Below are 23,570 nucleotides of genomic sequence, written 5' to 3' on the forward strand. Positions count from 1 at the left end.
TCATTTAATGAAGCCTTAATCCGTTTGTACGGGCAACTGTCCTTCAGCTTGCAGTTGACCAAGCAAAACTTTGATCCCGGCAGACGTATTTGACTCCTGCTTTCCATACACAGCAAGCCCTGAGCGCACGTTCTGCAAATAGATCATCTCGTAAGGGTTACCAAGTGACAACAGCGTGTAACGCTGATTTCTCTTGTTCATTGCATTAATCAAGGTTTGATAATCGCTCCAACCGAACTGGCTGGCTACATTGCGGAATTGGTAAGAAGCAAGAATAACGTAATCGGCCTTGCCTATTGCCTGGAGCGTTTCATTCATTTTGCCTTGTCCAACCATCGAAATTTCAGTTTTTAACGACAGATTGTTTGCGGATTGCAACAGTTGTTTTTCAAGCTGTTTCGCCTGATCCTGCTCGGCTGCGACAATAACAACCCGATCGCCTTGCTGAATCTGATCCGGAAGCACACCTTCGCGGCTACTGAGTACGGTGACCGCTCGCTCTGCGATTTTCTGTTCCACCGCTCGATGCTCCTTCGATCCAATAATACCGTTAAGCTGAGTAAGTTTTTGCGCAAGAGTCTGGCTGCGTTCAAACAAACCATATTTCGCTTTCATCTCCAGGATTCGTTTCACAGATGCGTGTATGGTTTCATCCTTGATCGTTCCATTGTTCACCGCATTCACCAGCGTTTGATGGGCCGCTGCTGAATCTTTTGGCATAAGGATGATATCAACACCTGCGGAAACGGCACGTTCTACCGATTGATTTTCCCCAAAATGCTCCGCAATGGCATTCATGGTGAAAGCATCAGAAATGATGAGACCTTCATATCCCAGCTCTCCGCGAAGAAGTCCTGTCAGTACTTTTTTCGATAAGGTGGCAGGAATCGGCACACGTTCACCGTCTTTGAGCGAAGTAACATGTTCGTTATCGATGGCAGGAAAAGCAATATGTGCGGTCATGATCATCTCTACCCCGTTTTCAATCGCAGCCTTAAACGGTTTTAATTCTACCGCATCAAGTCGCTCGCGGTTATGAGTTTGTACCGGCATACCCAGATGGGAGTCTACCTGCGTATCTCCGTGTCCCGGAAAATGCTTCACTGCCGCCATCACCCCGGATTGACGCAAGCCCTGTATGGTTGCCAGACCAAGCCGCGTTACCAAATCCGCATCCGAGCCAAACGAACGCATACCAATGATGGGGTTATCTGGATTGCTGTTAATGTCCAGCACTGGCGCAAAATTGACCTGAATTCCCAGTGCTTTCAGCTCTTCCCCTGTCAGCTGACCTGCTGCTTCGGCCAGCGTTGCATCCCCAGTTGCGCCAAGCGCCATCTGACCTGGCAAGTTCGTACCTCCCGGTATTCGCTTAATCACACCACCTTCTTGGTCGATGCTGAGAAATAGCGGAATGTCACCTGCTTCTCTTTGTATATCATGTGTGAACGTTGTAAGTTGCCTCGCGTCGACAATATTTTTGTCAAAAAGAATAAGTCCACCCAAGTCTTGATCATGGGTACTACGTTTCAATCCCTCATTAACGGTCGTCGTTGCTTTACCATTCCATTGCCTGATATCGGGCATAAGCATCTGACCCACTTGCTCGCTTACCGTCATATAGGATATCAGCTTATCCCAATCTTGCGTCCGAATGGCCGCTTCGCGTTCGAAGCGAATCACTCTCGCCATAAATACGGCATATTCAGCACGCGTGACAGCTTGATTTGGACGGAAAGTGGCATCCGAATAACCACCGACCAAGTCGTTGGAACTCATGATAAGAATAGGCGCTGCAGCCCAATGCTTGTCCGTATCGGTCCATTTTGCAGAATGCTTACCTTCCGCAAGTGAATATGAACGTGTAAGGAAGGCCGCAGTCTCTGCGCGGCTAAGCGGTGCGTCCGGTCGGAAGGTTCCGTCAGGGAAACCGCTCGCAAGTCCATTTTTAGCAGCTATCATAATTTCCCGATGGAAGGGATGTGTCGTTGGGACATCCGAATAGGTTGTGCCTTCCACTGCTTTTTGAAGCTGATCTGGATAAAGCTCCCGCACCATAAAAGTGACGGCTTGTGCCCGTGTCACAAGTGCCTGAGGCTTGAAAATACCATTACCGTATCCGGCTACGGTTCCCCGTTTCGCCATATACGTGATGCCATCCTCTGCCCACTTTGAATGCTTTAAATCAACAAACGTTTCTTCCGCAGCAGCCGTCCCCACCCCTATAAGCATGGAGCCTAGAACAGCACCAATCATCGTCATCCATTTTACATGCATTTGTTTCACTCCTGTTGTTATTCTATGGATGAATAGACGCTAATACGGTATAGTTTGTTGCGTTTACATAATTCAATGAAATGATATGCAGCCCATGACTATCCCTTCACGCCACCAATTGTCATGCCCTGTACAAAGTATTTCTGCAAGAACGGATACACCATCAGAATAGGAACACTCGCAATAATGGTCATGGTCGCTCGAATTGATGTTGGCGTAACCGCCGTTGCGTTGCTCTCGGCAGACTGATAAGCATCACTTGCTGACGAAGTCGCTGAGGTCGTCGAAGTTTGCAGGATCTTCATCAATTCATATTGCAACGTACTTAATTCTTTATTGGAAGAGTTGTACAGGAATACATCGAACCAGGAATTCCATTGCCCAACGGCTACAAAGAGTGATACGGTTGCCATAGCGGGAATCGTTAGTGGCAGGACAACGCGGATAAATGTCGTGAACTCCCCTGCCCCATCTATACGGGCTGACTCCAGAATGCCTTCCGGAAGACCTTCAATAAAAGAACGGATGACGATCATATTGAATACACCGATTACACCCGGAATGATATACACCCAGAATGAACCGATCAATCCAAGGTCTCGAATCAGCAGATAACCGGGGATCAAGCCCCCGCTGAAGTACATGGTGAACACAAAAAACATCGTAACAAACTTGCGAAGCACAAATTCCTGACGACTAACTGTATACGCGAGCATGGCTGTACAGAAGACGGAGACCACGGTTCCAATGACCGTACGCAGTGCCGAGATCAGCGTTGCGTGATAGATATCGGATTCGCCAAAAATATATTTGTAATTGTCCAGTGTCCACACACGGGGCCATAGGTATATTCCGCCTCGAATGGCATCGTTCGCATTATTAAAGGATACGGCAATCATATTAACAAAGGGATAGATCGTCACAATCATCAGACATACCATGAAGATCATGTTAATGGTGTCAAACGCTCGATCCCCGGTGCTGCTATTCCGCAAGCGGGATGTGTTTCCTTTTCGCATGGCATAGGCCTCCTTTTAGAATAGTCTGCTCTCTCCCATTTTTTTCGCTATATAGTTCGCAGAGAAAAGGAAGACAAAACTGACCACAGTTTTGAATATGCCGGCGGCTGTACCCAAGGAAAAGTTCCCCATCCCTAATCCATATTTCAGTACAAAGATGTCCAGATTCTCCGAATAATCCATATTCATCCCGTTACCCAGCAGATATTGCGGCTCGAATCCGGATTCCAGAATACTTCCCATGTTCATGATCAACAAGATCACAATAACCGGTTTCAAACCAGGCAGCGTGATATATAACATCCGTTTGAAGCGACTGGCTCCATCAATCTCGGCAGCCTCATATTGTGCAGGATCAATCGCTGTAATTGCTGCCAGATAGATAATGGTGTTCCAGCCGACATCTTTCCACACCTCGGTTGCCCCCAGAATACCCCAGAAGTATTCACCTTTTCCCATCCATAGTACCGGACTATCAATCAGATGAAGCTTCATCAGCAGCAGATTGATAATTCCGTCTGGTGATAGGACGGTTAATACAATGCTGGAGGCAACAACCCACGAGATAAAGTGAGGCAGATAACTGACGGTCTGCACAAAACGTTTAAATATGACATTTTTCAGTTCATTCAACAAGAGTGCCAATGTGATCGCTGTCACAAATCCCAATACCAGTTTAATGGAGCTCATGACGAGCGTATTTCGCAGCACCCGGTAGAAGGTATTGTCTTCAAATAACGTACTAAAATGCTGCCAGCCTACCCACTGCTGATCCGAGAAGGACCTCGCCGGTTTGAAATTCTGAAAAGCCATGGTCCATCCCCATAACGGCAGGTACTTGAAGATAAAAGCCCAGATGACAAAAGGTATACACATCCAGGCAAGTGTTCGTTGCTGCACAAGTCGCTTGAAAAACGAGTGTGCTCTGGTTCCCTTCGGATTCGAGGCTGGCGGCATCGAGTTAAGGGATACATTTGGTTTCTCCACTGTGAACCTGCTCCTTCCTAGGCTATTACCATTTTCCTGCGACACGATCCTTCACGACTTTGGTAATCGTCGCTTCATAACCAGCTTTGTCCAATTTGTTCAATTCAGCCATGTAGGCATCCCACAGCTTATCAAAATTCGATGGCGCTCCCAAGATCATCTCCGGCAAGTATTTACGTTGCAAATCATCCGATTTGGTCGTGAAGATCTGTTCATGTGATCCTTGCTCCAATGCGATGGACCAAGCCGGGAACCAAGGCCGCTCTTCCGGTTTGTTGAACAATTCACTAAAAGTTTGGATACCGTAGGCTTCAAGGAATTTCTTATCTCCCTCGGTGTAAGATGCAGCGGCCACTTCCGGCTGGTTACCAGGGCTATAAGTGTTACCATCGGTTAGTGTAGATTCACCGCCATATTTCGGCCAGTCTGTGCCAAAGTATGTGAACCCGAATTTACGGCTGAGCTCCAGATCATCATGAGCCTTGCGTTGATCTTCATTTGCATAATAAAATCTGCCCTTTTCATCCACACTGTACGTCTCGTCCTTGATGCCCCATTGCACCAGAACCTGATTCTCTTCCTTCAGCAAATTATCAAAGTACTTGATGATACGAACAGGGTCTTTGGCATTCACCGAGATACCTGTTGCATAGTTGTTGACGAAGCCGGGAGGATCCACATATTGATCCTTGATTCCTTCATCAAACACAATCGGAAGTGGTGCATAGCGCTTCTCATCAATGCCTGCCGAGAGCAGGTTTTTCGAAGCGTCACCAATCTGCCAGCCATAATTGAAGTATCCTAGCACACGACCCGAAGTCAGCTTGGCCAGGTACTGATCTTTGTTCATCGTGAAGGATTCCGGGTCAAGCATGCCTTGAGCATTGATCTCATTTAACTTCTGAATCCATTTTTTCTGAGCATCTGTTCCGGCGACGACTTTCGCTTCATGGGTAGTCATGTCCACCATGACACTGCCATCATTCGGATAACCGGCAAGATGCATCGCTGGATTCTGCAAGGTGAAGAAGTTATTGGCCACACCCGCGAGTGACACAAATCCGATTGTATCTGCACCATCAACCGTTGGATGTTTTTCCTTGTAATCCTGAATCAGATTAAAATATTCATCCAGTGTAGTGATCTTGGGATAGTTAAACTCTTTGAGCACAGAGCGTTGAATCCAAAAGGCTCCCCCACCAACATTGGGACTACCTGAATACTCACCCTGATTAGCCGTATAAGGCAGGGCATAGATCTTTCCGTCTTCTGCATTTTTCATTTTATCGAAGTATGGTCCGTATACCCTTTTGATGTTAGGGCCGTATTCCTCAATCAGATCATCCAGCGGAATATAGGCCCCCGCATCCAGTAACTTGGACATCTCACCGCTGGAGCTAATGACATCTGGATAGTCTCCACTGGCAATCATAACACCGGCTTTTGTAGCACTATCACCTACCAGATATTCCAACTTCCAATCCACACCTGTTTGTTCTTGCAACACTTTACCAATTGTTGTTTCGCTTGCAAGAGTATCCTTCTTGCCTGGAGAGAACATGTAATACGAGAACGTCACTGGACTGTTCTCATCATCACCTGTGGCTGAAGGTGATGACGAATTGTTCTGACTGCAGCCAGCCAGCAAAACGGTCAGTAATACAGCTAAACTTGCTGTTCTAAATTTCGCTTTTAACATGTGAATATTCCCCCGTTCCGTGTGGTCTCTATGGATTGCACTCACCATTTGCCAGCTACACGATCTCTCACTGCCTGCGTTATCGTAGCTTCATATGTTTTCTTGTCCAGTTGATTCAATTGACTCATATACTCATTCCATGTGTTATCGAACGTGGAAGGCGAGTCCATAATCATTTTCGGTAAATATTTCTTCTGGAGATCTTCTGCCTTGGTAATGAAAATCTGCTCAGGAGATCCTTGCTCCAGTGCAATGGACCATGCAGGAGACCAAGGACGCTCATCCGGCGTGCTGAATAATTCTGTGAATGTCTCCACGCCATACTTCTCTAACAACAGCTTGTCACCGTCCGTGTAGCTAAAGGTAGCGACCTCTGGCTGATTACCTGGTCCATAGGCGTTGCCATCTTTCAGTACGGAGTTATTCCCGTAACGAGGCCAGCTGTAATTAAAATAGTCAAAGCCGAACTTACGACTTAATTCCGGATCTTCATGTGCCTTGCGTTGGTCATCATTCTCAAAGTAAAAGCGACCCTCATCATTCACACTATACGTCTCGTCCTCAATACCCCATTGAACCAGAATCTGGTTTTCTTCCTTGAGCAGATTATCAAAATATTTAATAATTCTCACGGGATCTTTGGCATTAACGGTAATTCCGACACCATAGTTGTTCACAAAGCCTGGCGGGTCCACATACTGGTCCTTGACGCTGTCATCAAATACGATCGGCAGAGATACGTATCGTTTATCGTCAATACCAGCCTTCTTGAGGTTGTTCGTTGCGTCACCAACCTGCCAGGAATAACTGAAATATCCCAGCACCCGACCGGACGTCAACTTGGCGAGATACTGATCCTGGTTCATTGTGAAGGATTCGGGATCAAACATCCCCTGTGCGTTAACCTCGCTCAGCTTCTGAATCCATTGTTTCTGATAATCAGATCCGGCTACCAGTTTGGCTTCATGGCTCTGCATATCCACCATCACACTGCCATCGTTCGGATAACCTGCCAGATGCATGGCCGGATTTAGCAGGGTGAAGAAGCTACCAGACTCACCCGCAAGTGTGGCGAAGCCGATGGTTTCTTTTCCATCGATCTGCGGATGCTTTTGCTTGTACTGCTCAATCAATTCAAAATATTCGTCCAGTGTTTTGATCTTGGGGTAGTTAAACTCTTTGAGCACTGCCCGCTGAATATAGAAGCCTGTCTGGAAGTTAGGCTCTGACACATAACCTATGTTGGCAGTGTATGGCAGGAAATAGATCTTTCCATCCTCCTGTCTGAATTTGTCCATATAAGGCCCGTATACCCTCTTGATGTTAGGTCCGTATTGATCGATCAGTTCATCCAGGGGGATAAAAGATCCTGCATCCATCAGCTTGGCCATTTCACCACTGGAGTCTATGATGTCGGGGTAATCCCCACTTGCAATCATTACACCTGCCTTGGTTGCACCGTCGCCGACCAGATATTCCATCTTCCAGTCAACGCCTGTTTGTTCCTGTAGCTTCTTGCCAATGGTCGTGCTGCTTGCCAGAATATCTTTCTTGCCACCGCCAAATGTGAAATATTTGAAGGTGACCGGGGTATTGTCATTACTGTCAGGATAAGAAGCTTCCGGACTGGCTTTATTGCAACCTGCCAGCGTTACAGCCAGTAAAATGGCCAAACCTGTTATAATGATTTTTTTTCTGAACATACAGCTAATGCCCCCTTAACATATTGTTTGTACCTTTAAGTCTTCTCAATATATCAAGATAGCGCTTTCAAAGTTACCCATGAAAGTGTACATCCTACTTTGAAAAGTATATCCCTCGCAATTAGTCGCCTGGCATGGCTGATATATCAAGTGGAAGCTGAATTTGGATATGCGTTCCTTCTCCTTCCCATGTCTGGATGTCGAATGTAAAGTGATTCTTATAGCAAAGTTTTAAGCGACTATACGCATTCTTCATGCCAACATGCTCTCCCATATCGGTGTTTTGATCCAGGTAACTTAGCAACTCTTCCAATTTTGCTTGTGACATCCCTATTCCGTTATCCGTTAGTCGGATAAGGAGCTGGTTATTTTCTGTTGAAACGAAGAGTTGAATGATGCCTACACCCGGAGATGATTCAATACCATGAATACTTGCATTTTCCACAAAGGGGAGAATTACCATCTTGGGGATTCGGTACATCAGTACCGCAGGATCAGCTTCAATGCTGTATTGGAGTTTGTCGCCAAAGCGATATTTCTGGATTTGCAAAAAACTCTCGATGAGTTCGAGTTCTTCCTTCACTGTCACATCGTTCTGATTCCAACTAATCGATTTGCGAAACATCTTGGCCATGTTATGCACAATTTTGGCGGTCTCTTTCTCGCCCTTGATGAGGCTCCTCATGCGTACCGACTCCAGGGTATTAAACAAAAAATGAGGGTTAATCTGACTATGGAGTGCATGAAGCTGAGCTTGCTGCTGTTTTAACTCCAGGTCTTTCTTCTGAATGTCAGCTAGATATACCTCATGAATCAAGTTATGGATCGTCTCGGTCATTCGATTAAATTCCATCGTGAGTTGACCGATCTCATCTCTTGCATCTTCAGGCGGAATCGTCTGGAAGTTCTGTGTTTTTACTTTTTTCATATGTTTCAGAATCCGCACCAGTCTGACATGGATGGATCTGGACATGGCCGCGATGATGATGGAAGGCAGGACAAAATTAATACAAGCCAGCCAAACGACAAAGGAACGAGATTTCCGCACCTCCTTCAACACAATTTCTTCGTCCATGACGCCATGCAGGGACCACCCTTCCAGATAGTTAATGCCTGTATACGTAAGTTCAAAGGGAATCATTTTGTTCGGAAACTGGATCTCATTGTAACGTTTCCCTATCTGAGATTCTTCTGCTGTAAGATCATTTGAAAATTGGATGTGTCCAGCCGGATCCACAAGATACACTTTCCCGTCAAATCCGCTATTGTGAAAATACTGCTTGATCACATCCATGTTCAGGTCAATTTTAAGTAACTGTTCTCTCCCCCCAGTGTCAAAACTGTCGAGCCGTTGAATCAGACTTAACATCTGATCCGTTGAGATCAGTGCCGGATAAGGGGCGGAGTATGCCTGAAATTGAACGTACCAGTCCGAGTTGCGGACATCGTCAGTTAAACGATCAATATAACCGGAAGATAGAATGGTAGAATTATCGGTATACACTTGATACCAGCGAATCCCCTGATTCAATTGACCGGAGAATTGCCCTTTCAGGTACGAATTATAAGCGTCAATGTACTCAAAATGACTTCGAAACGAACGCGAGATGGTGTCATTGAACACAGGATCCGTATATAACGAATAAGAGAGACCGACACCCTGATCAATGGTTACCCGCAGGTCGTTCTTCAGATTGTTCAAGGCCATGCCGGCATCACGAGTTTTCTGACTACGAATATTGGCAGATGTGACATTGTAGAACACCACATTGGTAACAACGATGGGAATAAACACGGACAGGACATACATCAGCAATAGTTTATCTCGAAGCTTCATGTAATTCAGGTTCCATCTTGGCATTGTGCACCTCGCTGTTCATTTCCTATAAGAAGATTGCGATACTCTGTAGGCGATAACTTAACGAGCTTCTCAAACTGGGTTACAAAATAATCTGCATTCTGAAATCCCACGCGTGCAGCGATCTCGTACATTCTCAGATCCGTCTGCCGCAATAACTTCTTCGCCTCATGAATCCGCAGGTTTAGCAGATAGTCATTGAAATATTGATTGTAGTTTTTGCGGAATAATCGCCCTAGATAAACGGGATTCATGTAGAAGAGCGCAGCAATGCTTTTGAGATTGATGTTCTCTGTGTAATTTGCATCAATATACCGTTTGATCTTGCTGATATCCCCTTTGGATCGCTCCATTCGCAAATGAGAGACATAATCCTCGGCTTCCTCAAGCGCGGTGAGAAAAGCATTCTTCAATAGTCGTAAATTCCAACCTTCATGACTTTGTTGTGCCAGCTCCTTTAGCTGCTTCAGACCTTCATCAGTACCACCCATTTCGTGGACCACAGCGAGAATACCCGTTATACAGCGCAATAGAGAACCTGAGACAGCCTGAGGAGAAAATCGATTCATATGAAACAATTTGAATTTCTCTTCTACAATGTTGTGGTAAGCAGACCTATTCCCCTCTTCCAGGCTTAAGATTAATTGATCCACCTCGTCCTGGTATACATTGAAAACAAACAACGGTTTGTCCTTGATCCCCGTATAACACACGACACCACCTGTTTCTGCATACTTATGCTTGGCTGCTTCTTCAGCCGCGTTAAGAGACTGTGGGATGTCCACAATTTCCTTGACGAGCGTTCCTGCGTAAAGGCCGATGTCCACGTTAAATCTTTTGCTCATTGTTATATGAATACTATTTAGTTTATCCTGTAACGCCGAGTTCCCTTGATCATGTTTAGGCAACAACAGTAATAAGGCAAACATGCCACGCTGTTGCTCACTGATGAACATTTTACATATATTACTCTCCAGAGAATGTATTGCTTCACGTAGTTGTTCAATGGTGATATTAATTTCATCTAATCCGGTCTGAAGTTCAATCAATGTCATGAGCAGATTGGAGTTACGATTGATCCCGAGCATCTCGGCATATCGATGTTCATCCTCCTGCTGTACATGGCCTTTGATCATATCCTCCAGCATGATGTTATTGGCTTGTCCCTCTGCCAAAAGCATATGTTTTCGTTTATTGCAAATGAGATTAGCCGACTTCTGCAACGTCGCCGTCAGTTCTTCATCATCAATAGGCTTCAGAATGTAGTCTTGAACACCATACCGGATTGCCTGCTGTGCATATTTAAAGTCATGATAACCACTGATGATAATGAACACAGGTTCCAGATGTGGCATTTTCTCTACAGCCCGTATAAGCTCCAGTCCGTCCAGGATCGGCATACGGATATCGGTTATAATCACATCTGGTTGCAGGCGTTCAATCAGATTCAGTGCCTCTGCACCGTTCTCTGCCTCTCCGATAATCTCCATATCAAGCTCAATCCAGCTTATGAGTTCATACAGCCCCTTCCGTACATACATCTCGTCATCTACCAGTAATACTTTTAACATACCGTGTGTCCCCTTTCCTCCAACGAAAATAAACCGCCGGTAGCATGTCTCCCTATCGGCGGTATCTAATATGGTGACTGTTGTAGTTATTGCAAAATAAATTCATACAGGTCGCGCATAATCCCAATAGTCGCCAACAAGGCCTTCGATGATCGATCCACTGGCCCATGGCATCAGGCAAAACCAGGTGCTGGCTGGTGTACCATCTGCATATTTTTCAGTGACCAGTCCTTCCGAATGACAGAAGCGTTCAGACATCCATCCTTTTTTGCCATAGCCGAATTCTTGATCATAACGATTATAAGTCTGACACCCCCACCCGATGGTATCCATCATACGTTGGCGAACATAATTGTCTTCCCGTTGTCCAACATAATACAACAGCTCATCCACTAGATTGCTTGACATGGGGTGAATATGCGGATTAGCTATTGAAGTAACACTTCCCCCGGAACTGGACCAGCCTAATGTACTAAGCGGTGGAATCTTAATAGGTGAGTTGTAACAAAATTTGAAGCTGAATTCATAACTGATCGCATCTCTCATATGATCCAGATACAGCTCGTCACCGGTCAACGCGTGCAGAAACCGAACAGCTTTGATGTACGCCAGAATGCCTTCCGAATCAACAGCTTTGTCCGCATCCAGCGGAGCGCCGTAACATTCCATGTGTTGCACATAAGTGTTGTAATAGTGAGCTTCACTACGTCTGAGCTCATCCAGAGAAGATACATCATGGGTTAACCAACAGTGATATGCCTTGGCAGCAAGACACCAGACTCCACTAAAGGCATCATATTCGAGACCTGCTCCTGTCCGCTCTGACAAAATAGTAGGATATTCTCCATCCGTATTCTTCGTGCACTCCAGACGATCAAGTATTTGTTTGACGTAAGCAAGCCAATCATCGTGTCTCACATTTCGAATGCGCCTCTCATAATAGTAGCTTTTCAGAATGTAGAACATCGCCTGAGCTAGAAGGTATGAGGAATGGCCCGGGGTACGCATGCCGTCGAACCACCAGCCTTTAACACTCCATATCCCATCCTGATAGGCGTCATATGGAAGTCCCGATTCGGGATTCATGGCGTTCTCAATAATATTTGTAATACAAGATAATGCCTGCTGTCGCATGGACTCATTATTCATGCGCAGTGCAGACATAAGCATGGGTGTGGCTATCGTCATACCATTAGTCCAACTGATTGAGATAATTTTGTTGTATCGGTAGCCACCACTTTCAGCAGCATCTTCATATACAAATGTTGAATAATGACGATCCTCCGGAAGCCAGGCATATTCATAGATGGCATTGGACAGATCCATTACCGTTGTCCGAATGTCACTTCCTTCTCTTGGTTTTTCGTGATACCTCCTATAGATTGTTTCCAGTGCAGGATTGATGCCCAGTTCTGATTCAGACTCGTAGTTATATAGTTCAAGTGTTAGCCCAACTGATTCACCTGCCGCAAGTTCGAAGCAATTTTCGCCAAGGGGAGCTCGCTCATGGACAAGTTTGGATTTGATAAATAACAACGGTGCATTCTCATATCCCAGCGTATATCCGACCGTACCCTTTTCAATGGAACATGTGAATCCCCCATATTGCAAAAAGCTTCCTTCCATTCCTGGATACCATTGCTGCTTCTGGCTTCCCGTATTAATCCAGTAGGGACTTGCGCTCAGACCAACAATCCGACCTTCATCATAGACAAGTGCAGCCGGATGAGACAGACGATCACTTCGGACCATCCACCAGGGTGATGATGGGCGAGAAGGAATGCCCTCCCTCAGTCTGGGGAACTCATTTGGGACATTCTGGGGTGCTTCGCCCCGGTTGCGGCCATACATAAATGCAGGCAAAAAAAACCTCGGATTCTGTTTGTCCAATGGCATTTCCACATGAATTACCCCTGCCCAAGCATTCTGGCCCTCGTTATAAATCTGAATGGCGGCTTGCCATGGGTCTTCCGCACTGCCGTTTCCGTTTATTACTTTTACGTCAGCTTTGAGAGCATGCTTGTTCAATGCCGTGTACTGTACGTTGTCCTGCACTCTACTTCGTGCCGTGAAAGTCAGATCCATCTTTTCCTCCAATCGCGTTGTACACATCTGAGTGGAAACGCTTGCAATTATGTATCCATCATGCTAGGATGGTTACATTTTATAGGTTTAAGTCTGCAATTTCATTGCACAAACGGCTATATTTATTGCGCGAAACGACAAGGAGGTCATATATCTGATATGAATGAGACTTCAGAATACCTGTTTGATCCAATCCAGAATGAGCTGTTGTATCTTCATCGCACCACCACGTATAATATGGGAACCTTCTATCATCGACATAATGCATATGAACTCTACTTATTTCTTCGTGGCAATGTAAATTTCTATATTGAGAACCGTTGTTACCATTTGCAGCGTGGCGATCTGCTCGTTCTTAGCCCGGAGGAGATGCACCGTTCCTTCGCCTTGGACCAAAATGAATATGAGAGAATTACCATAAATCTGAAAAAGTCATATCTGAACCGCTTGTCTACGGCAACAACCAACTTATCCGCATGTTTCGACTACCGTCCCAAAGGTAAGGGGAATATCGTACATCTTGAAGAATACGAGCTTCATCGAGTGCTGCAATTAGCTAACGATCTTGAACAGTGTCTCTCATCAAGTGACTATGGAGCGGATATTCAGAGGAATATTTTGATTACTCAGTTACTACTTCTAACGAATCTAACTTTCCAAAATACGGATTTTATTGCAACGGATATTATGCCGGAACTAGTTCGAAACACGATGGATTACATAGAATGTAATCTGACGAGGCAACTGGACCTCAACCAATTGTCAGAGGCTATGTTCACGAATAAAAGCTATCTTAGTCGGCAATTCAAAAAACATACCGGACTCACGATTCGAGCATACATTCTAAGTCGCCGCATAGAGCTCTCGAAATCTTATTTAATCGAAGGTTTAAGTATTACAGAGGCCTGTTATCAATCCGGTTTTGGAGATTATGCCAATTTTATTCGCAGCTTCACCAAGCTGGTCGGTACTTCACCTGGCAAGTTTGTTAAATATGAATGCCATCTTTAAACATTGCATTGAGCAAATAGACGCTAAATCTTGCCTATATCTTAACTATGAAAAGAAAAAGAGCGAATTCGCCCGGCAATTCTGTCGGGCGAATTCGCTCATGTAAATCGGTAACTTATCATTTATCACTCCATTAATTCCATTTATTACCTTTTAATTCAATCATAGCATTGGGGCCAGGAAAGTTTAATTCTATCTTTTGGTCCAGATAGGACACGGTTACTCTTGTTTCTTCAATTGAGCGAATTCTCGCATTCAAGAGACGTCCATTTTCCCATTCCAGATCTAATTCAAATCCGCCACGAGCCCGAATACCACGAATATATCCTTTTGGCCATGCCGCAGGTAAAGCAGGTAACAATCGAATTACATCGTCATGGCTCTGGAGAAGCATCTCCGCTATACCTGCAGTACCTCCAAAGTTCCCATCAATTTGAAATGGAGGATGGTCACAAAACAGATTGGGTAACGTAGAGGAACGTAGAAGTTCCACGATGTTATCGTGCGCAATTTCCGACTCCTCCAATCGTGCCCACATGTTGAGAATCCACGCTCTGCTCCATCCGGTATGTCCGCCCCCGTGTTCCAATCTTCTGTCGAGTGTTACGCGAGCTGCCTTAGCCAGATCAGGCGTAGCTTGCACCGTAATTTGCGTTCCCGGATGCAAAGCGAATAAATGAGAAATATGTCTGTGACCAGGTTCCAATTCATCATAATCGTTACTCCACTCTTGGATTTGGCCATGTTTTCCAATGGAGGTCTCCGGTATTTTGGTTAAAGCATTCCGGAGCTGTTCTCCGAATTCCTGATCTTCTTGCAAGATCCGTGTACTTTCAATGCAACGCGTAAAGAGTTCTCTAATAATCTGATTGTCCATTGAAGCACCAAAACATAAAGCCCCCGACTCTCCATTATCTAATATATAGCGATTTTCCGGTGAGGACGAAGGACATATCACCCAATTGCCGGAAGGATCCTCTATCAGATAATCCAGAATAAACACCGCCGCATCTTTCATCGTGGAGTACACTTTCTTGAGAAAATGTACATCTTTATTGTATTCGTAGTGGTCCCACAGATGTAACGAGAGCCATGCTCCTCCCATGGTCCAAAACGTCGATGTCATGCATACATCCTGCGGAGCAGCGTCTGCCCAAATATCCGAATTGTGGTGAGCAACAAACCCCTTGCATCCATACATGGTTCTGGCGGTTTCCTTTCCTCGGACGTGCAGTCGATCTATAAAATCAAACAATGGAACGTGACATTCAGACAAATTGCAGCTTTCTGCAGGCCAGTAATTCATCTGTGTATTAATATTAATTGTATATTTGCTATCCCATACTGGAAGCATGTCTTTATTCCATATCCCTTGAAGGTTTGCAGGTAAAGAACCTGGACGACTGCTTGAGATAAGCAGATAACGACCGAATTGAAAGTATAGACTCATGAGTTCCGGATCATGCTTACCAGCTCTAAGCCGTTCAAGGCGCTGATCGATTGGAAGTTCGGAATAAACAAGATCTTTATTTTCATCTTCGAGATGTATATCCATCTTTTCGAATAAGGATTGATAGTCCGAGACATGATCGGCAAGCAGTTCGCTATATGGTTTTGCGGAAGCAGCATCAATTCTGCGGAGGCACTCCGCTTCGAGTTGTTCTTTGGGTATTCGAAAATCCGTGCAAGCTGAGATTAGAATAGTCGCTGAATTACCATCCTTCAGAGAAAGCTGACCGCTTGAATAGTGAACCTGCCCTCCTTCGGATATAAGGCGAATACCGCAACAAAATCGGATTCCTTCTTCTCCCCCACTTCTTCCCCGGATGATCACGTCATTTGTTCCACGCTTTTCGATCCGGTCCAGATAGGATTGGAACCCTACAGGATGCTTGAGAATATCGGACCACGATGATGATTCTAGAACGGTTCCCCTGCCAAAAATAGTGGAGAAAGATAACTTTCCAGGTACGCTAGATTTAAGATGAACAACGAGTAATTGATTCGGGTAGCTGGCAAAATAATCACGTGTGTAAGTCGACTGATCTGCGGTATAGTTCACGTTTACCTTGCCTTGTTCCAGATCGAGATGTCTTTGATATCCATTTGGTTCATGTTCACTGTGATCCATAGCGATATAGAAGTCCCCTAATGGCTCATAATGCCTTTGCCCGTCAGGAACACCTACCAGAGTATCTGCTGCGAGTTCTTCTGCTTCCCTAATCTTACCGTCAAAAATCAGGCTTCTGATCTGAGATAAAGATTCAAGTGCTTGAGGATTATTCCGCTGCATCGGACCACCATACCACAGGCTATCTTCATTAAGCTGAATTCTCTCGATCTGTGTTCTCCCAAAAATCATGCCTCCAAGAGTTCCATTTCCGATAGGCAATGCCTCTTCCCATGTTCCAGCAGGTTGATTAAACCAGATATTTTTGGTCTTCACGTTAAAACCTCCAACGAATTATAATTCTAAATTTTTCGTATGTAGTGTGTTCCGTTAGTATGTTCTTTCAGTGTACCTCAAGCTCAAGAGCATCTAAATGAACAAAATTAACTTGAATTATCACAATCTTATCCCAGCATTAGAGATGTAATCGTGAATTCCGAAACTGACAGTAGAGATTCTTGTTTTGGGCAAGGAAGCATAGCTATTTGCAATAAAAAAAAGCCGCTATAATAGCGGCTCTGTTTCGTTCATTCCATTTAGTTTACATGAGGCTTGGCATAAGTTATAAGATATTTCGCTCCATTTGTTGCATGAGTTGCCTCAATATCAGCCGATCTTCCGAAGAAATGGATTGAAGTAGTTTCTCTTGCTGCTCTCTCCATTTATACTCAACCGGTTTTTCTAATGCTTTGCCCTTATCGGTTAGAAAGATACGCATGATCCTTGCATCCTGTACATCACGTTTGCGATATATGAATCCGTTCTGCTCCAGTGATTTGACCATGTTTGTAACCGTTGGTGGTTCGCATTTCATATGTTCACTTAGTTGCATCTGTGTTACCCCATCACCCAACCACAGCCGATACAACAGATTATCTTGTCCTACATAGAGATTAAGTTCCCGAAGTGATTCACTATAATTTCGACGCATTTGGGAGGAAATTCGATCTAAAGACTGTCGAATATCACAATCTACTGCATCTGTCGTCATGAACGGTCCCTCCCTAACATTCGAATTATATTTAGCAGACTAAATGTATCATGGAGATATACAGGTGTCAATTCACCTTAGTGTCGTCTTTAAGGGCCTTTTCCTATCCAAGTTTCACCCTATAGATAGGTTTAGTCCTTATTTTTTGGCAAAACCTTGCTTGTTCAAATAGGCCATCATTTGCGGTTGAATACTTCTCTCGAGGTGATCCTGGATATGGTCACTCCATCCTTTTACTTTTTTTACGGTGAAAGGAGCTCTCGTCGGACGATTTTCATAATACTTTAGCATGGTCTCATCATAGATTGCCAATTTCTCTTGATCCATTGCTTGGTATTGATTATCAAGCAATACCATGGATTGAGGGAGTCGAGGTTTCAGTTCCGGCTTATCTCCAGCTGGGTTACCGATACATAATCCCACCAGAGGGATAACATATTTAGGTAAATTCAATACGTCAGAAAGTTCGCTAATATTAGCTCTGACCCCACCGATGAACACTCCGCCAAGTCCCAGCGATTCAGCCGCGGTTAACGCATTTTGTGCCATTAGGCCAGCATCGAATGAACCAATTAACAGAAATTCAATATATTCAATATCCACATCCGGAGCGATCTCATGATTTCGGTTGAAATCAGCACAGAAGACCCAGAATTCTGCCGATTCTTCAATATAGGGTTGATCGACACCGAGATGTCTGACTTTTTTTCGAAGAACTGGATCTGTGATGCGAATAATGGATACCGCCTGAAGAAGACTGAACGATGAAGTTTGATTCGCTGCCTGAAATATTGCATCTATTTGTTCCTCAGTTAGGGGTTGAGATGTGTAAGAACGATACGATGTATGGTTATGAAGCAATTCGAGTGTGTTATTCATTAAAAACTCTCCTTTATTCGTTGATTCCATGTTCTTGCAATCCGTATTCGTAAGGAACGCCCATATTCTCGCGTAGTGTTTTTCCTTCATATTCCTTATGGAATAAACCGCGTTCCTGCAAGATAGGAACTACCTGATTCACAAAATCTGCAACGCCATCAAAGGATACATCGGGCACGACTGAGAATCCGTCACAGGCTTCAGCCAGAAACCATTCTTCCAAGAAGTCAGCAACCTGTGTCGGTGTGCCTGCAACGACCGGATGATAGTTGATGACCCCGTGAGCGAGAACATCCCTTACAGAGAGTCCTTCTTTCAATAACTTTAAGGCTCTTGGAGAACGTGGGTCCATGGGGTTGGCATATGCGTTTTTCAACAAGTCAGCCGCTAAAGGTTGATCTATATCTACGGAGTTTACCGATAAGGGCAAACCAACCATGGAGCCGAGGTAACTTACCCTGCTGGGGATTTCCTGGGGATTGAAGCTCATAAGCTGTTTCCGACGATCCAAAGCTTCTTCCTCCGTTGAAGCCAGAGAAAACATAAAACCTGCAAACATTTTGATATCATCGGGGTTTCGACCAAAACGGGCAGCACTTTGCCTTATGGCTTGTCTGTGTTCACGGGCAGACGTAATATCATAAGGATTGGTGTACACTCCCGATGCATATTTCCCAGCTAATTCTAATCCTTCACCTCCTCCCCCTGCCTGGAAAATTACTGGCTGCCCTTGTTCGGATGGAGGAATCGGCAAAGGACCACGAGATGCATAATATTGACCTTTAAGGTTAATAGGCTGGATTTTATGCATATCCGCAAATTTCCCTCCTTCTACATCTAACGTCCAAGCGTCTTGTTCCCAACTCCCCCACAAGGCCTGAACAATTTGTATGCTTTCATGTGCCTTGTCATAGCGTTCTTGGCGATTTTCAACCCGGGCACCGAAATTAGCCGCCGCTAGGGGGTCGGAGGTGGTAACCGCATTCCATCCCACACGTCCATGACTGATAACATCCAAAGCTTTAAACTGACGTGCAATGTTGTAGGGATAATTAAATGTTGTAGAGAGGGTAGCAACAAGCCCGATGTGTTGTGTCTCTCTTGCTACTGCCATCAGTGCCAACATGGGGTCCATAGGGAACATAGGCGTCTGAAGGTCCAAATTATTGGATAAACCTGGAGTGTCAGCGATGAAAATCATTTGAAATTTTCCTTGTTCAGCTAATTTAGCCCGTTCTACATAACTATCCATATTGGTGTAAGCTGCAGGATCCGTGCCAGGCATCCTCCATGCGCTAAATTCGGCTCCATAACCCGAAACCATCTGTAAAGCCAGTTGCATTACACTTCTTTTTTTCATAACGTTTTTCTCCTTGAAGATTATAGATATTGTCGTTGACCGGTCTGGGCTGATTTCTCGACGGTATCCAGTAACTGATGAAGTTTCACCGCATCCGCGAAAGTAGGTGCTAAGGTAGTGTCTTCTTGAATATCTTGGGCGAACTTACGATAAGCCTGAGCCATGTTCAGCACAAATCCAGAATCGTTATATAAAGATTGTGGACCCGAGTAATAGGCATCGGGAATGGTTAGTTCACGAAGCTCGTTATCCGTAGATCCTGCACCGAGTAGTTGATGTGATCCTAATTGAATGGATGCAGGGGCCCTCAGAACGATTGTGCCATTGTCTCCGAAAATTTCAAGTATGAGTCCTGTCTGGTGTTTGACTCCCCCTTGAATATGAACATTGGCTGCTGCCCCATTAGTCAATTTTCCTGTAATCATGATCTGATCATCCGTTGTTTTCTTGATGACTTTCTGAATATCTACCAATTCAACTTCTGAAAACTGTTGAGCTGTGGTGGCAGACAATTCTGTAAAGTCCCCAAGCATGTAAGTGAAGGCGTCCAGATTATGTCCCCCTACAATGGTCAGCAAATTCCCACCAACGTTTCGGTCGAACAAGTACGCACTCGACTTGTCACCAACACCACCCATGCCATCAATGGAGATCATCAAATTGGCAGATAACACTTTACCCACATAACCTTCTGTCAATAATTCTTTTACATATTGAACAGCTGGTGCTTGTCTGGCCTGAAGTCCAATCGCATTAGGTAATTGGGCAGAGGATGCCCATTCCTGCATTTCGAGCGCTTCCTCTGTATTAGAACCCAAGGGCCATTCACAATAGATTGGTTTGCCAGCAGGCACGACGGCTTTAACGGCGTTATAATGTTCCTTGACGTTAATACTAATAACTACCATATCAACATCAGTATGATGAGCCAATTCCTCGATGTTATCAAAGCCGTGATCTGCGCGAAAAGCTTCTGCGCTTTTTTTCGCACTCGCCATATTACTTGTCCCCACCGCGGTAAGCTCATACTCATCCAGGTGCTCAATAGCTGGAATATGTGTGCCACTTGCCCAGCCATTATTCATTGAGCCTCCTATAATACCTGTACGAATTTTTTTACTCATTGGTAAAACATCCCCTTGTTACAATTTATGTTATGGTCGAATATCGGTTTATCTCCATCCCTATTTCCTTCTACTTGCTGCATCCCCTTATCAGTCACTCCTTTCTATGATATATTTATTTAGCTTGCTAACTATACAGCCGAAACATCATTATTATTCTTTCAGATTTGCGGTAAACTAAAATTGTTGTGGTGTTGACATCATCTTAGATGTATTTGTTTCGTTTGCAAAGAGGGCAATTTAAGTGAACATAGTACATCTTTTTGTACCTTTGGATTAGGAGTGATAGCAATGAGAGTATGCAATGATGGATTTGATCAAGAGTTTATCAATGGAAAAGGTGACATGTACGCCATAGCGTTTACTCAGAATGTTCTTTCTGGACGTTGGAAATATTTTATCTTATGGTACCTAAAAGATGAAACACGTCGTTATACGGATATCAAAAAATTCCTTGGGGATCTATCTCAAGGCTCTCTCACGAAGCAGCTTAAAGAGTTGGAGAATGATGGCGTTATTCAACGTGATGTCTATCCGGAAGTTCCTCCGCGAGTTGAGTATTCGTTAACAGACAAGGGAATAAAGTTACTACCGATCCTTGAAAAGATGGCGGACTACGGTAGAGCATACGGTGTGACAACACAAGCTTAGAATACAACGTCAACATCCACCGTATTCATCAATATTATTGGTTCTGACTATCGTCTTTTTCCGACTTCTACTAATCAATTAAAAACCAAAAAAGCCGCTATAAAACGGCTTTTTATTATATGTTCGTCGGGTTACAAAACATAAGAACTTAGAATTAAAGTTCAATTCCTTCGCCCGATTCTAGTACCTTGCCCACCCCGATCTAGAGGAGTGAGACAAAGGTCCGTGGATCTTGCTTAATAAACGGGAACGTATTGAAGTGAATCGGCACAACTTGTTTCGCTTGAAGCCAATCTGACGCAAGTGCAGCGTCTTCTGGCCCCATCGTATGATTATCTCCAATCGGTAGAAAAGCCAGATCAATATCGTTACGTTCTCCAATCACTTTCATATCGTAAAATAATCCTGTATCCCCTGCATGATATATCGTTTTGCCTTCAGCTGTGAACAGAATTCCGGTAGGCATTCCGGTATAAATAATCGTTTGGGTCTCCAGATTAACATAACTTGAACTATGAAAAGCTTGAGTTATTTTCACTTTTCCAAAATCAAATGTATATGCTCCGCCAATGCTCATCGGATGGGTTCGAACGCCCTCCCAACTTAACATGTCAGCAAGTTCTGGAGACGCAATCACCAATGCATCGTTGCGCTTTGCAATGTCAACCGTGTCCCCTAAATGATCCCCATGTCCATGGGTTAACAGGATTACATCCACTTGTACAGTAGCTGCATTCAGGTCCGTGTTTGAGTTGCCGGTAATAAACGGATCAATCAGAATGGTCTTGCCGTGTGACTCTATTTTCACAACGGAATGTCCATGATAAGATACCTTCATTCATATTTCCTCCTTTTAATGTCTGGATTTTTCCATATTTCTCGTGATCAACGTAATGTAACAGACAACTGCGACGATATTGCCAGTTGTCCAAATGAAAGCCCCTCTGTCCCTCCTTCTAGGTGACGGCTGCTCAACAGATGAAAAGTCATAAGTATACCCATCAAAAGCTGTTAATCCAGCAAACATTTGATGGGTATATATAGTGCAGCTTACGCTACATGAATTTAATTCGATTCTTAGAAGTTTTGAGCTACGTTCCGTGCTTTTTCAATTGCATCCGCTTTGATCTGTGGAGCACGGTCTCCAGCTGTAGAGATCCCTTCAATGAACAGGTTGTTGAAGTCATTGATACCTACGAAGTTCAGAACGGTTTTCAAGTGACGGCTGGCATGCTCACGATCTGCTACAGGACCCTCGGAGTAAACACCGCCCGTAGCCTGGATATGGAATGCTTTTTTGTTTTCAAGCAAGCCTACAGGACCATTTTCGGTGTATTTGAATGTTTTTGCTCTTACACAAAAGGAATCGATGTAGGCTTTCACTACAGGAGGATATGAGAAGTTCCACATTGGAGTGACGAACACATATTTATCTGCTGCTACGAATTCTTCCAGCAAATCATTCAATTGGGTAATCTTTTGTTGTTGGACAGCTGTCAATTGATCAAACGAACCACCGGTTTGCAGGACACTCCAAGCGCTAAATACATCCGCATCAATCTGTGGAATGTCACGTTGATACAGATCGACATGCACTACCTTGTCTTCCGGGTTGCTTTCTTGGTAAGCTTGTACAAAATGTTCTCCGACGGAAAGGCTGTAAGATGCTTCCGAGTTACCTGGGTGAGCTGTAATATATAGAAGTGTCGACATGATTAATTCTTCCTCTCGATGTTACGAATTTTGGTAAGTCTTGTATTTAAGCGATGAACGGTGCGAGACCGTTGCCGTATGACCAGTTTTCTTTGGTGACTTCAATCAGATTAATGAATACATCCTCTTTGCGGATGCCGCTCTTCTGATTCAGCTGCTCGGCAAGTGACGCATAGAACTCTTTCTTCACTTCGTCAGAACGACCGGCGTTCAATGTAATTTGAATAATGAGAAAACCGTCACTTCTTTCGATATCGAGGCAATTCGGATCAAAGCTGAAATTTTCACGATCCAGTTCTTCAATGATCAGAAAACGATCGTTTGCAGGTACGTGCAGTTTGTCCACGATCGTTTGCAAAACAACTTCACCAATTTGGGCTTTCTCTTCGCTTGAGCGACCTTTCAATGTAACGATGCGTGTTAATGGCATGTCCGTTACCTCCTTGTTATGTTTCTTGTTGATATGCTTTAT

At 44.4% G+C, this 23,570-nt stretch carries 18 protein-coding genes; 2 read left to right on the forward strand and 16 right to left on the reverse strand.

What is annotated here, in order from left to right; all coding sequences use genetic code 11:
• Positions 1–15 precede the first annotated feature (15 nt).
• The 8 genes from MHH93_RS03190 to MHH93_RS03225 all read right to left on the reverse strand — a co-directional run bounded on the left by MHH93_RS03190 (position 16) and on the right by MHH93_RS03225 (position 13,199).
• Entirely contained in the window at positions 16–2,277 is a 2,262-nt protein-coding gene (locus tag MHH93_RS03190) for a glycoside hydrolase family 3 N-terminal domain-containing protein (RefSeq protein ID WP_500052759.1), read from the reverse strand.
• Positions 2,278–2,375: 98 nt separating this feature from the next.
• On the reverse strand, positions 2,376–3,296 hold the full coding sequence (locus tag MHH93_RS03195; protein ID WP_215077816.1) for a carbohydrate ABC transporter permease: 921 nt from the start codon (positions 3,294–3,296) through the stop codon (positions 2,376–2,378).
• 15 nt (positions 3,297–3,311) lie between these two features.
• Positions 3,312–4,253 (reverse strand): ABC transporter permease, encoded by a 942-nt coding sequence (locus tag MHH93_RS03200; protein WP_339243073.1) that lies wholly within the window; start codon positions 4,251–4,253, stop codon positions 3,312–3,314.
• 55 nt (positions 4,254–4,308) lie between these two features.
• On the reverse strand, positions 4,309–5,982 hold the full coding sequence (locus MHH93_RS03205; RefSeq protein ID WP_500052760.1) for an ABC transporter substrate-binding protein: 1,674 nt from the start codon (positions 5,980–5,982) through the stop codon (positions 4,309–4,311).
• Positions 5,983–6,023: 41 nt separating this feature from the next.
• Positions 6,024–7,685: an ABC transporter substrate-binding protein gene (locus tag MHH93_RS03210; protein ID WP_500052761.1), complete on the reverse strand. Its 1,662-nt coding sequence runs from the start codon at positions 7,683–7,685 to the stop codon at positions 6,024–6,026.
• Positions 7,686–7,806: 121 nt separating this feature from the next.
• Entirely contained in the window at positions 7,807–9,546 is a 1,740-nt protein-coding gene (locus MHH93_RS03215) for a sensor histidine kinase (RefSeq protein ID WP_500052762.1), read from the reverse strand.
• On the reverse strand, positions 9,528–11,114 hold the full coding sequence (locus tag MHH93_RS03220) for a response regulator (RefSeq protein WP_500052763.1): 1,587 nt from the start codon (positions 11,112–11,114) through the stop codon (positions 9,528–9,530). The genes MHH93_RS03215 and MHH93_RS03220 overlap by 19 nt, the downstream gene beginning before the upstream one ends.
• 102 nt (positions 11,115–11,216) lie before the next feature.
• Positions 11,217–13,199, reverse strand: a complete 1,983-nt coding sequence (locus MHH93_RS03225; RefSeq protein ID WP_500052764.1) for a hypothetical protein — start codon at positions 13,197–13,199, stop codon at positions 11,217–11,219.
• A gap of 159 nt (positions 13,200–13,358) precedes the next feature.
• Between MHH93_RS03225 and MHH93_RS03230 the strand changes: the two genes are divergently transcribed.
• A complete protein-coding gene (locus tag MHH93_RS03230; protein ID WP_500052765.1) occupies positions 13,359–14,210 on the forward strand; it encodes a helix-turn-helix transcriptional regulator in 852 nt (283 codons plus the stop codon).
• A gap of 133 nt (positions 14,211–14,343) precedes the next feature.
• Here the strand turns inward: MHH93_RS03230 and MHH93_RS03235 are convergent, their stop codons facing one another.
• The 5 genes from MHH93_RS03235 to MHH93_RS03255 form a co-directional block, all read right to left on the reverse strand.
• Positions 14,344–16,656, reverse strand: a complete 2,313-nt coding sequence (locus tag MHH93_RS03235; RefSeq protein ID WP_500052766.1) for a glycoside hydrolase family 95 protein — start codon at positions 16,654–16,656, stop codon at positions 14,344–14,346.
• Positions 16,657–16,942: 286 nt separating this feature from the next.
• A complete protein-coding gene (locus MHH93_RS03240) occupies positions 16,943–17,371 on the reverse strand; it encodes a MarR family winged helix-turn-helix transcriptional regulator (protein WP_500052767.1) in 429 nt (142 codons plus the stop codon).
• Between the two features lie 138 nt (positions 17,372–17,509).
• The gene (nfsA, locus tag MHH93_RS03245; RefSeq protein WP_500052768.1) at positions 17,510–18,250 is read right to left on the reverse strand and encodes an oxygen-insensitive NADPH nitroreductase; all 741 of its coding nucleotides are present in this window, start codon (positions 18,248–18,250) and stop codon (positions 17,510–17,512) included.
• A 13-nt stretch (positions 18,251–18,263) separates the two neighbouring features.
• Positions 18,264–19,610 (reverse strand): NtaA/DmoA family FMN-dependent monooxygenase, encoded by a 1,347-nt coding sequence (locus MHH93_RS03250; RefSeq protein ID WP_500052769.1) that lies wholly within the window; start codon positions 19,608–19,610, stop codon positions 18,264–18,266.
• A gap of 20 nt (positions 19,611–19,630) precedes the next feature.
• On the reverse strand, positions 19,631–20,734 hold the full coding sequence (locus MHH93_RS03255; protein WP_500052770.1) for a Gfo/Idh/MocA family protein: 1,104 nt from the start codon (positions 20,732–20,734) through the stop codon (positions 19,631–19,633).
• A 291-nt stretch (positions 20,735–21,025) separates the two neighbouring features.
• Here MHH93_RS03255 and MHH93_RS03260 point away from each other — a divergent pair, with 291 nt between their 5' ends.
• Positions 21,026–21,385, forward strand: a complete 360-nt coding sequence (locus MHH93_RS03260) for a winged helix-turn-helix transcriptional regulator (RefSeq protein ID WP_500052771.1) — start codon at positions 21,026–21,028, stop codon at positions 21,383–21,385.
• Positions 21,386–21,587: 202 nt separating this feature from the next.
• Here MHH93_RS03260 and MHH93_RS03265 read toward each other — a convergent pair whose 3' ends face one another.
• The 3 genes from MHH93_RS03265 to MHH93_RS03275 all read right to left on the reverse strand — a co-directional run bounded on the left by MHH93_RS03265 (position 21,588) and on the right by MHH93_RS03275 (position 23,528).
• Positions 21,588–22,223, reverse strand: a complete 636-nt coding sequence (locus MHH93_RS03265; RefSeq protein WP_500052772.1) for a metal-dependent hydrolase — start codon at positions 22,221–22,223, stop codon at positions 21,588–21,590.
• Between the two features lie 239 nt (positions 22,224–22,462).
• Positions 22,463–23,098 (reverse strand): FMN-dependent NADH-azoreductase, encoded by a 636-nt coding sequence (locus MHH93_RS03270; RefSeq protein ID WP_500052773.1) that lies wholly within the window; start codon positions 23,096–23,098, stop codon positions 22,463–22,465.
• Between the two features lie 46 nt (positions 23,099–23,144).
• On the reverse strand, positions 23,145–23,528 hold the full coding sequence (locus MHH93_RS03275) for a tautomerase family protein (RefSeq protein ID WP_500052774.1): 384 nt from the start codon (positions 23,526–23,528) through the stop codon (positions 23,145–23,147).
• Positions 23,529–23,570: the final 42 nt, after the last annotated feature.

This window comes from Priestia sp. FSL H7-0729, assembly GCF_038005685.1.
GTDB lineage: Bacteria > Bacillota > Bacilli > Paenibacillales > Paenibacillaceae > Paenibacillus.